Genomic DNA, 9966 nt, shown 5'->3' with positions numbered 1-9966 from the left:
GCGGTGGCCCCCACGGCACCTACCGCGCCGCAAGGCGCGTCTCCGCGGTTCCCGGGTGGGGGAACCAGGGCGGAGACGGTGAGGCCGGCCCCCTTCCGAGGGGGCCGGCCTCACCCGTTTCCCAGCCGTACCGGGGCTCGCCTAGGCTCGCCCACATGACCAGCACTGACCTGCCCGAGCAGGACGCCCCCCGTTACGTACGGCTCAGCATCGAGATCGTCGCCGAGATCACCGACGAGCAGGCCCTGAAGGCCGCCGCCCTGGCCCAGGTGGAGGCCGACGAGTACCTCGACGACGAGGAGCGCGGCCAGTCGGTGGAGGCCATCGAGCTGGACCCGTCCGGCTCGCTCGCGCACTTCATCGACCCGGTCGAGCTGCTCGGCGGCGTGCCCGGCGTCGAGCTGACCTCGGCCACCTGGGAGTCGGCCCGGATCGACTACGACCCGGACGAGGAGACCTGGACCGAGTACGCGGACCAGTAGGACCGACCGTCGAATCGCCCGTCCGGAGCTCCGGGCGGGCGATTTGTCCGTTCTGGCGGCATCTTCAGTACTCTCGTACGATCTCAACCGTTTGGTGATGGAACCGCTTCCGCCCGGATCGCGTTGATTTGGTACGTAACGCCCGTAGGTGAAGAGCAGGGAGAACCGCCGTGACGCAGACCGAGAAGCCGCACTGGAGCAGGCGCGGCGTACTGGCCGGGATGCTCGGTGCCCCCGTGCTCCTGCTGGCGGCCTGCAACGACGACAAGCCGTCCGGCTCCGCGGGCTCCACCGGTGGCGGCGGCAGTGCCTCGCCGAAGACCTCGGTCGCGAAGATCACCGTCTCCCCGGTGGACGGCGTCACCGATGCCCCGTTCAACCGGCCGGCCAGGGTCACGGTGGTGGACGGGAAGCTCACCTCGGTGAAGCTCACCGCCGAGGACGGCCGGGAGATACCCGGGCAGCTCGCCGCCGACGGCGCGAGCTGGGAGTCCACCGGGCAGCTGGCCAGCGGCACCGGGTACGCCCTGGCGGCGGTCGCCCAGGACCGGGACAAGCTGGAGGCGGACGCCAACGCGAAGTTCGCCACCGCCTCCCCGGCCAACACCTTCGTCGGCTACTTCACCCCGGAGAACGGCGCCACGGTCGGGGTCGGCATGCCGGTCTCGATCAACTTCAACAAGGCGGTCACCGACCGCAAGGCCGTCCAGCAGGCGATCACGGTGACGGCCGAGCCGGGCGTCGAGGTCGTCGGGCACTGGTACTCCAGCACCCGGCTCGACTTCCGCCCCGAGCAGTACTGGGCCAAGGGCACCAAGGTCACCCTCAAGCTGCGGCTCAAGGACGTGGAGGGCGCCAAGGGCGTCTACGGCACCCAGTCCAAGGACGTGACCTTCACCGTCGGCCGCAGCCAGGTCAGCGTCGCCGACCTCTCCAAGGACACCCTCACGGTGACCACCGACGGCCAGGTGACCGCCACCTACCCGGTGATCGGCGGCTCCCCGGAGCACCGGACCTGGGCCGGGAAGATGGTCATCTCCGAGCAGTACCAGCAGACCAAGATGGACTCGCAGACCGTCGGCCTGGGCGACGAGTACAACATCCCGGACGTCCCGCACGCCCAGCGGCTGACCACCTCGGGCACCTTCATCCACGGCAACTACTGGTCCCCGGCGTCACAGTTCGGCAACGCCAACACCAGCCACGGCTGCATCGCCCTGCGGGACGTCAAGGGTGCGGGTGATCCGGGGACGAACGGCGCAAGGTTCTACGCGGGTTCGATGGTCGGGGACGTGGTCGAGGTGATCAACTCCGGTGACAAGACGGTGACTCCGTCGAACGGCCTGAACGGCTGGAACATGGAGTGGTCCGCCTGGAAGGCGGGCAGCGCGGTCTGACCCGGGCGACGGATCGTCATAAGAGCGGGATAAGTTACCGGATGTGTCCCTGTTCGGCCACGAGTGCCGAAAACGGGATGACCCGGTGGGTGAAAGCTGCTTGCCTGGGGTCGTATCCAAGAGACGAGCGTCGCAGCCCGGAGAGCAGTCCGGGTGCCTTTCACGGGGGAGAAGTCCCATCAACACCACCATGCGCCGGACGGCCCGCGTTGCCGTCGCCGCCACCGCCTGTTCCGTCGTGCTGGCCGGCGGCCTGGTCGCCTGCGGCACGGTCAAGCAGCTGTCCGCCGCCGACAAGGTCTCCGGTGCCTTCGGCAAGGTCACCGAGGGCAAGAGCTTCAAGGCCGAGCTCGGCTTCGACGCCACCCCGGAGCAGATCCTCGCCTTCGACAAGGCCGTCTCCAAGGACAAGAGCGACCAGCTCGACCAGAAGACCGCCGAGCTGATGTCCGGCATCAAGCTCTCGGTCGCGATCGCCTCCGACAAGCCGCTCAAGGACCTGCCCGCGTTCAAGGCCGGCGGCGTCACGGACTTCAACTCCATCCCGGACGACCTCGGTTACGACGCCGCCTACGCCGTCACCGGCAAGGACGGCGCGGCCCTGGCCGACCTTCGCTACGTCGACGGCACCCTCTACGTGAAGGCCGACGTCGACGGCATCGCCAAGATCGCCGGCGAGGACACCAAGGAGCTCAAGGAGGGCGCCGCGGCCTTCCCGAAGGTCTTCCAGGACGCCGTCGGCGGCAAGTGGGTCTCGGTCGACACCAAGACCCTCAAGGACCTGGCGCAGGAGGCCACCAAGGCCGCCGGCGCGAAGGGCAGCCCCTCGGCCGCCCCGTCGGTCGACCCGAAGGTCGCCTCCGGCCTGGTCAACACCGTCAAGGACGTCATCTCCCGCAACGTCACCTTCGAGGACAAGGGCAAGCACGAGGGCGCCGACCACATCTACGTGGCCGCCCCCGCCAAGGCCTTCGCCGACGACCTGCTGAAGAGCGTCAAGCCGCTGGTCAAGGACATGCCCGGCTTCGAGAAGCTCCCCGGCACCGTCCCGTCCGACTTCCCGGACAAGAAGGTCGGCGTCGACGTCTTCATCAAGGACGGCGCGCTCTCGGCGGTCTCCATCGACCTGGCCCAGTTCGAGAAGGACGCCCCGGCCGACGTCCACATGCCGGTGAAGGTGAGCTTCACCAAGGACGCCGAGGCCCCCAAGGCCCCGACCGGCGCCACCGCCTTCACCAAGAAGGACTTCGAGGACGTCGTCGGCATCTTCATGGGTGCCGCGATGGGCGGCAAGACCCCGGCGGGTGCGACCGTCCCGGGTGCCAAGCCCGGTGCCGGTGCCGCCACCCTGACCGACGCCCAGGTCAAGGAGCTCGCCGCGCTCGGCGGCGTGCCCGAGGCCCAGATCAAGATGTTCGCCCAGGCGGGCATGGGCTACGACCAGCTCAAGGCCCTGATCGCGGCCGGCTGACACCCGCTCGGCACGGAGGCCCCGCCGCACCCCTCTCTCGCAGGGGGTGCGGCGGGGCCTCCGTCGTGCTCAGCCCTTGGCCGCGCCGATCGGGCAGCTGGCGCCGGTGCCGCCGAGGCCGCAGTACCCGTTCGGGTTCTTGGCGTCGGAGAGGTACTGCTGGTGGTAGCCCTCGGCGGGGTGGAACGGGCCGGCCGGGGCGATCTCGGTGGTGATCGGGCCGAGGCCGATCGCGGTCAGCTCGGGCTGGAAGGCGTCGCGGCTCGCCAGCGCGGCGGCCAGCTGGGCGGGGGAGTGGGTGTAGGCGGCGGAGCGGTACTGGGTGCCCCGGTCGTTCCCCTGGCGGAAGCCCTGGGTCGGGTCGTGGGACTCCCAGAAGGTCTTCAGCAGCGTCTCGTAGGAGACCAGCCGCGGGTCGTAGACCACCCGGACCACCTCGGTGTGCGCGGTCAGGCCGCTGCACACCTCCTCGTACGTCGGGTTCGGCGTGTGGCCGCCCTGGTAGCCGACCAGGGTGGTCCAGACGCCGGGCAGGCGCCAGAAGGTGCGCTCCGCGCCCCAGAAGCAGCCGAGCGCGAAGTCCGCTACCTCCAGGCCCTCCGGGTACGGGCCGGTGAGCGGGGTGCCCAGGACGGTGTGCGGCTCGGTGAGCGCGAACGCGGGCTCGGCCCGGCCGGGCAGGGCCTGCTCGGCGGTGACGAGCTCGCTCTTGTGACGGTTGAACAGCACGGCCTGCTCCCGGGGATTCGGCATCGGGGGTTGACCGTGACAACGCGGAGGGGCCGCCCGGCATTCCTGCCGGGCGGCCCCTCCCTGACGTGCCGTCAGCCCCGGGCGAGCGCGGCCACCGTGCGGGCCCGCAGGTCGGTGAACTCGTCCGGGCCGTCGGAGGAGCGCAGGAAGGTGCGCGGGATGACCGGGCCGAGGGCCTGGAACTGGGCCAGCGCCTCGGCGTGCCGGCCCTGGCCGGTCAGGAAGCGCAGGGCCCAGCCGCGGGCGACGGCCAGCTGCGGGTGGTCCGGGCGGGCGGCGGCCAGGTCGGCCAGCAGGGCGTCCACGGCGGCCCGCAGCTCTCCGGTGCCCAGGCCGGCCGCGCCGTCGCCGTACTGCTCGGTGTAGGCGTCCAGCTTGTACACGGTGAGCAGGCTGCCGGCCGGGGCGGCGGCGACGGTGGTGTCGACGAAGGCGTGCAGCAGCTCGTGGCTGCCGTGCCACTTGCGGGTCCAGTACTCCTTGCCCTGCCAGATGCCGTCCCAGTGCCGCGGGGCGCGGGAGGCGACCTCGGCCCAGAGCGCGCGGAACTCCTCGTTCGACCAGTTCTGGCCGCGGGCCAGCGCCAGCTGGGCCAGGTACGGGGTCGGGTCCCCGGCGGGGGCGAGGCGGGCCGCCTCGGCACCGGCCTCGCGGGCCTCGGCCAGCTTGGCCTGGAAGCCCTTGCGCATCTCGTCGGTGACGGTGTTCGAGTAGCCCGAGCCGCGGATCGCCCAGGCGGCGTGCACCAGCGCGGCGGTGCGGATGGAGGCGGCGTCCGAGGACTCCGGCCGCTCCTTGCGCCAGGCCTCCAGCCACTCGTGGGACCGGCCGGCCAGGTCGACCAGCAGGTCGATCCGGTCGTAGCGCTCGTCCCAGTCCGTCCCGGCGGCCTCGACGTACTCGGCGGCCGGACGCCAGTCGCCGCGCTCGGCGGCCTCCAGGGCGGCCCGGCCCCGGTCGTCCAGGGTGGTGTGGCCGAGCACCAGGCCCCGGTCGGGGACCAGACCGAAGCGCTGGGCGGTGGCGTCGTCCAGCGGGGCCACCGGGCGGGCGGCCCGGCGGGCGCGCAGGGACTTGACCAGACTGAAGGTCAGCGCGATGACCGCGATGGTGAGGAACAGCACGGGGCACTCCGGTGGTTCACGGGGAGGTGACGGTGGGTCGGCGGCGGGGCCGGAAGGCCGCCCGCCGTGCTCCGACCGGGTCGGACGCGTGTACGGAGCGTGCAGATCGTAGCCGCACGGGGCACGGAAGTTGACGGACGGTCCGGGCGGAGGACGTTCTGCCCGCCTTGGTCCCGTTCCGGCACTAGGCTCGGACCATGACCGAGCACGCTCTTCCCCAGGGCTTCGAGACCCTCGCCATCCACGCGGGCCAGGAAGCAGACCCCCAGACCGGGGCCGTCGTCACGCCGATCTACCAGGTGTCCACCTACAAGCAGGACGGGGTGGGCGGCCTGCGCGGCGGCTACGAGTACAGCCGCTCCGCCAACCCGACCCGCACCGCGCTCGAGGAGTGCCTCGCCGCGATCGAGGGCGGCGTCCGCGGCCTCGCCTTCGCCTCCGGCCTGGCGGCCGAGGACACCCTGCTGCGCACCGTGCTGAAGCCGGGCGACCACATCGTCATCCCGAACGACGCCTACGGCGGCACCTTCCGCCTGTTCGCCAAGGTGCTGAACCGCTGGGGCGTGGAGTTCTCGGTGGCCGACACCCAGAACCTGGACGCCGTCCGCGCGGCGATCCGCCCGGGCACCAAGGCGGTCTGGGTGGAGACCCCGTCCAACCCGCTGCTGGGCATCTCCGACATCGCGGGCCTGGCCGAGGTGGCGCACTCCGCGGGCGCGCTGCTGGTGGTGGACAACACCTTCGCCAGCTCCTACCTGCAGCAGCCGATCGCCTTCGGCGCCGACGTGGTGGTGCACTCCACCACCAAGTACATGGGCGGCCACTCGGACGTGGTCGGCGGCGCGCTGGTCGCGGCCGACGCTGGCCTGGCCGAGGAGCTGGCGTACCACCAGAACGCGATGGGCGCGGTCTCCGGCCCGTTCGACGCCTGGCTGGTGCTGCGCGGCATCAAGACCCTCGGGGTCCGGATGGACCGTCACAGCTCCAACGCCGAGAAGGTGGCCGAGCTGCTGACCTCGCACCCGAAGGTCAGCCAGGTCTACTACCCGGGCCTGCCGGAGCACCAGGGCCACGACATCGCGGCCAAGCAGATGAAGGCCTTCGGCGGCATGGTGTCCTTCCGGGTGACGGGTGGTCAGCAGGCGGCGGTCGAGGTCTGCAACCGGGCGAAGCTGTTCACCCTGGGCGAGTCGCTGGGCGGCGTCGAGTCGCTGATCGAGCACCCGGGCCTGATGACCCACGCCTCGGTCGCGGGCTCCGCGCTCGAGGTCCCGGCCGACCTGGTCCGGGTCTCGGTCGGCATCGAGTCGATCGACGACCTGCTGGCGGACCTGACCCAGGCGCTGGGCTGATCCCGCTCTGTTCGGGGGCGCGCACCTGACGGTGCGCGCCCCTTCGTCCATTCCCGCACGCTGCTCAGCACCCGAGGAACCATGCAGAACTGGCCGGTCACCCTGGACGACGTCCGCGGTGCGCACAAGATGCTCGCCGGGGTCGCCCGGGCCACCCCGATGGAGAGCAGCCGGTACCTCTCCGGACTGATCGGCTCCCCGGTCCACCTCAAGTGCGAGAACCTCCAGCGCACCGGCTCCTTCAAGCTGCGCGGCGCCTACGTGCGGATCGCCGGCCTCACCCCGGTGCAGAAGGCCGGCGGAGTGGTGGCCGCCAGCGCGGGCAACCACGCGCAGGGCGTGGCGCTGGCCGCCTCGCTGCTCGGGGTCCGGGCCACCGTCTTCATGCCGCGCGCCGCCCCGCTGCCCAAGGTCGCCGCCACCCGTGACTACGGTGCCGAGGTGAAGCTGCACGGGGCGACCGTGGACGAGGCGCTGCGGGCCGCCCAGCAGTACTCGGAGGCCACCGGCGCGGTCTTCATCCACCCCTTCGACCACTGGGACGTGGTCACCGGCCAGGCCACCGTCGGCCTGGAGATCCTGGAGCAGTGCCCGGAGGTGCGCACCATCCTGGTCGGGGTGGGCGGCGGCGGGCTGCTGGCGGGCATCGCGCTGGCCGTGAAGCCGCTGCGGCCGGACGTCCGGGTGATCGGGGTGCAGGCGGCCGGTGCGGCCGCGTACCCGCCCTCGCTGGCCGCCGGGCGGCCGGTCTCGCTGGAGCGCTTCGCCACCATGGCCGACGGCATCATGGTGGGCCGCCCCGGCGACATCCCCTTCGAGGTGGTGAACACCCTGGCCGACGGCGTCCGGACGGTCTCCGAGGAGAGCCTCTCGCGGGCCCTGCTGGTCGGCCTGGAGCGGCTCAAGCTGGTGGTCGAGCCGGCCGGGGCCAGCCCGGTGGCGGCCCTGCTGGAGCACCCGGAGGACTTCGCGGGCGGCCCGGTGGTGGCGGTGCTCTCCGGCGGCAACATCGACCCCCAGCTGATGCAGCGGGTGCTGCGGCACGGCCTGGCCGCCGCCGGACGCTACCTCTCGCTCCGGGTGCGGCTGACCGACAAGCCGGGCGCGCTGGCCGACCTGCTGGCCGTGCTGACCAGGGTGGACGCCAACGTGCTGGACGTGGCGCACGTGCGGATCGACCCGCAGCTGGGGCTGACCGAGGTGGAGGTGGACCTCCACCTGGAGACCAAGGGACCGGAGCACTGCGCCCTGGTGGTGGGCGAACTCCGGGACGCGGACTACGTGGTGAGCCATTGACCGGAAGCTGCCGTTCAGACGCCGCGGATCGGAAAACCGGGGGCGGTTGTCGGTGGTAGCTGAGAGGGTGTCAGCGCCGTTCCTGTGGCATGAACCTTCGTGGACCGGGGTACGGCCTTGGGATAAAACGGACAAATTACATAGAAGGAGATGAGGAAGGCTCATGGCGCCAGCCATCCAAGCCGAGAACCTGGTCAAGACCTTCGGTGACGTACGCGCCCTCGACGGCGTGAGTCTCGACGTTCCCGAAGGCACGGTGCTCGGGCTGCTCGGCCCCAACGGCGCCGGCAAGACCACCACCGTGCGCGTCCTCACCACCCTGCTCCAGCCCGACTCCGGCCGTGCCGTGGTCGCCGGGGTGGACGTGCTCAAGCACCCCAACCAGGTGCGCAGCCTGATCGGCCTCTCCGGCCAGTACGCCGCCGTCGACGAGTACCTGACGGGGCGTGAGAACCTTGAGATGGTCGGCGAGTTGTACCAGATGACCAACCGCGACTCCAAGGCCCGCGCCAAGGAGCTGCTGAACTGGTTCAACCTCGACGAGGCCGCCGACCGCACCGCCAAGACCTACTCCGGCGGCATGCGCCGCCGCCTGGACCTGGCCGCCGCCCTGGTGGTCCGCCCGCCGGTGATGTTCCTGGACGAGCCGACCACCGGCCTCGACCCGAGGAACCGGCTGGCGCTCTGGGAGGTCATCGAGACCCTGGTCGAGCAGGGCACCACGCTGCTGCTCACCACCCAGTACCTGGAGGAGGCCGACCGCCTCGCCCACGACATCGCGGTGGTCGACCACGGCAAGGTGATCGCCCGCGGCACCGCCGACCAGCTCAAGGCCCAGATCGGCGGCGAGCGGATCGAGGTCGTGGTGCACCGCGGCGACGACGTGACCGAGGCGATGGCCGCGCTCGGCCCGTACGCCAAGGGCGACGCGGCGCTGGAGAAGAACACCCGGAAGATCACCGTCCCGGTGAGCGGTGGCGCCCGGGTGCTGGCCGACGTGATCCGCGAGCTGGACTCCCGCTCGATCGAGATCGACGACATCGGCCTGCGCCGCCCGACCCTGGACGACGTCTTCCTCTCCCTCACCGGCCGGGCCACGGCCGAGGAGGCCGAGGAGGAGGACGGCGCCGAGCAGAAGCCGGCCAAGGGCCGCAAGAGCCACGGGAAGGACGTCTGATGACCACGGCCAACCCGCAGCAAGCCATCGGCTCCGCCGTCACCCACCCCAAGCACGGCGTCTCCGCGATGCTGCACGACTCCTGGGTGGTCGCCAAGCGGAACCTGCGCCGGATGACCCGCATTCCGGAGATCGTGGTCTTCGGTCTGATGCAGCCGGTGATGTTCGTGCTGCTCTTCACCTTCGTGATGGGCGGCGCGATCCAGATCCCCGGTGCGGAGGCGAGCACCGACACCTACACCCAGTTCCTGATGGCGGGCATCTTCGCCCAGACCGTCACCTTCGCGGTGGCCGGCGCCTCGGCCGGCATCGCGGAGGACATGACCAAGGGCCTGGTGGACCGCTTCCGCTCGCTGCCGATGGCCCGCTCCGCGGTGCTGGTCGGCCGCACCCTGGCCGACCTGGTGCAGACCGCCTTCACCCTGCTGGTGCTGGCGGTCGTGGCGGCCATCGTCGGCTGGCGCTTCCACGAGGGCTTCCTCAAGGCGCTCGGCGCGTTCGCGCTGCTGCTCCTGCTGGGCTACGCCTTCTCCTGGATCGGCGCGCTGATCGGCCTCTCGGTGCGCAGCCCCGAGGCGGCCACCTCGGCCGGTCTGATCTGGCTGTTCCCGCTGACCTTCGTCTCCAACGCCTTCGTGCCGATCAGCTCGATGCCGGGCTGGCTCCAGCCGATCGCGTACTGGAACCCGTTCAGCGCCACCGTGCAGGCCTGCCGCGACCTGTTCGGCAACCAGCTCGGCCCGGTGCAGGGCGGCTGGCCGATGGAGAACGCCACGCTGGTCTCGGTGCTCTGGTCGCTGGTGATCCTGGCCTTCTTCGGCTGGCTGTCGGTCAGGAAGTACCGCTCCGCGGTCTGACAGCAGGGTCCGCCCTGCGGTCTGACGGCACGGGTCATGCGAGAGCGGCCGCCCCCT

9 protein-coding genes are annotated in these 9966 nt (G+C 71.3%); 7 read left to right on the top strand and 2 right to left on the bottom strand.

The features are described from left to right. The first annotated feature begins 155 nt into the window (after positions 1-155). From ACZ6ZR_RS29770 to ACZ6ZR_RS29760, 3 genes are all read left to right on the top strand, one after another. Positions 156-482: a hypothetical protein gene (locus tag ACZ6ZR_RS29770; RefSeq protein WP_465647538.1), complete on the top strand. Its 327-nt coding sequence runs from the start codon at positions 156-158 to the stop codon at positions 480-482. Between the two features lie 221 nt (positions 483-703). After that, positions 704-1879: a L,D-transpeptidase gene (locus ACZ6ZR_RS29765; RefSeq protein ID WP_465647556.1), complete on the top strand. Its 1176-nt coding sequence runs from the start codon at positions 704-706 to the stop codon at positions 1877-1879. A gap of 190 nt (positions 1880-2069) precedes the next feature. After that, positions 2070-3350: a hypothetical protein gene (locus tag ACZ6ZR_RS29760; protein WP_465647536.1), complete on the top strand. Its 1281-nt coding sequence runs from the start codon at positions 2070-2072 to the stop codon at positions 3348-3350. 69 nt (positions 3351-3419) lie between these two features. On the opposite strand, the gene msrA is transcribed toward ACZ6ZR_RS29760, so the two are convergent. Both msrA and ACZ6ZR_RS29750 read right to left on the bottom strand, forming a co-directional pair. Then, a complete protein-coding gene (msrA, locus tag ACZ6ZR_RS29755) occupies positions 3420-4079 on the bottom strand; it encodes a peptide-methionine (S)-S-oxide reductase MsrA (protein ID WP_465647554.1) in 660 nt (219 codons plus the stop codon). A 95-nt stretch (positions 4080-4174) separates the two neighbouring features. Continuing rightward, complete coding sequence (locus ACZ6ZR_RS29750) at positions 4175-5227, bottom strand: DUF4034 domain-containing protein (RefSeq protein WP_465647534.1); 1053 nt, start codon at positions 5225-5227, stop codon at positions 4175-4177. 197 nt (positions 5228-5424) lie between these two features. On the opposite strand from ACZ6ZR_RS29750, the gene ACZ6ZR_RS29745 reads away from it, so the two are divergent. The 4 genes from ACZ6ZR_RS29745 to ACZ6ZR_RS29730 all read left to right on the top strand — a co-directional run bounded on the left by ACZ6ZR_RS29745 (position 5425) and on the right by ACZ6ZR_RS29730 (position 9909). Continuing rightward, positions 5425-6579 (top strand): cystathionine gamma-synthase, encoded by a 1155-nt coding sequence (locus ACZ6ZR_RS29745; RefSeq protein WP_465647532.1) that lies wholly within the window; start codon positions 5425-5427, stop codon positions 6577-6579. Between the two features lie 81 nt (positions 6580-6660). Next, positions 6661-7875: a threonine ammonia-lyase gene (gene ilvA, locus ACZ6ZR_RS29740; protein ID WP_465647530.1), complete on the top strand. Its 1215-nt coding sequence runs from the start codon at positions 6661-6663 to the stop codon at positions 7873-7875. A 163-nt stretch (positions 7876-8038) separates the two neighbouring features. Next, positions 8039-9052: an ATP-binding cassette domain-containing protein gene (locus tag ACZ6ZR_RS29735; protein WP_465647528.1), complete on the top strand. Its 1014-nt coding sequence runs from the start codon at positions 8039-8041 to the stop codon at positions 9050-9052. A 68-nt stretch (positions 9053-9120) separates the two neighbouring features. Further along, positions 9121-9909 carry an ABC transporter permease gene (locus tag ACZ6ZR_RS29730; protein WP_465647552.1) on the top strand — a complete coding sequence of 263 codons (789 nt, stop codon included), beginning with the start codon at positions 9121-9123 and terminating at the stop codon, positions 9907-9909. Positions 9910-9966 lie beyond the last annotated feature (57 nt).

The sequence above is a fragment of the Kitasatospora sp. NPDC088742 genome (assembly GCF_055584905.1).
This window is presented reverse-complemented; position numbering and strand designations above follow the sequence as displayed.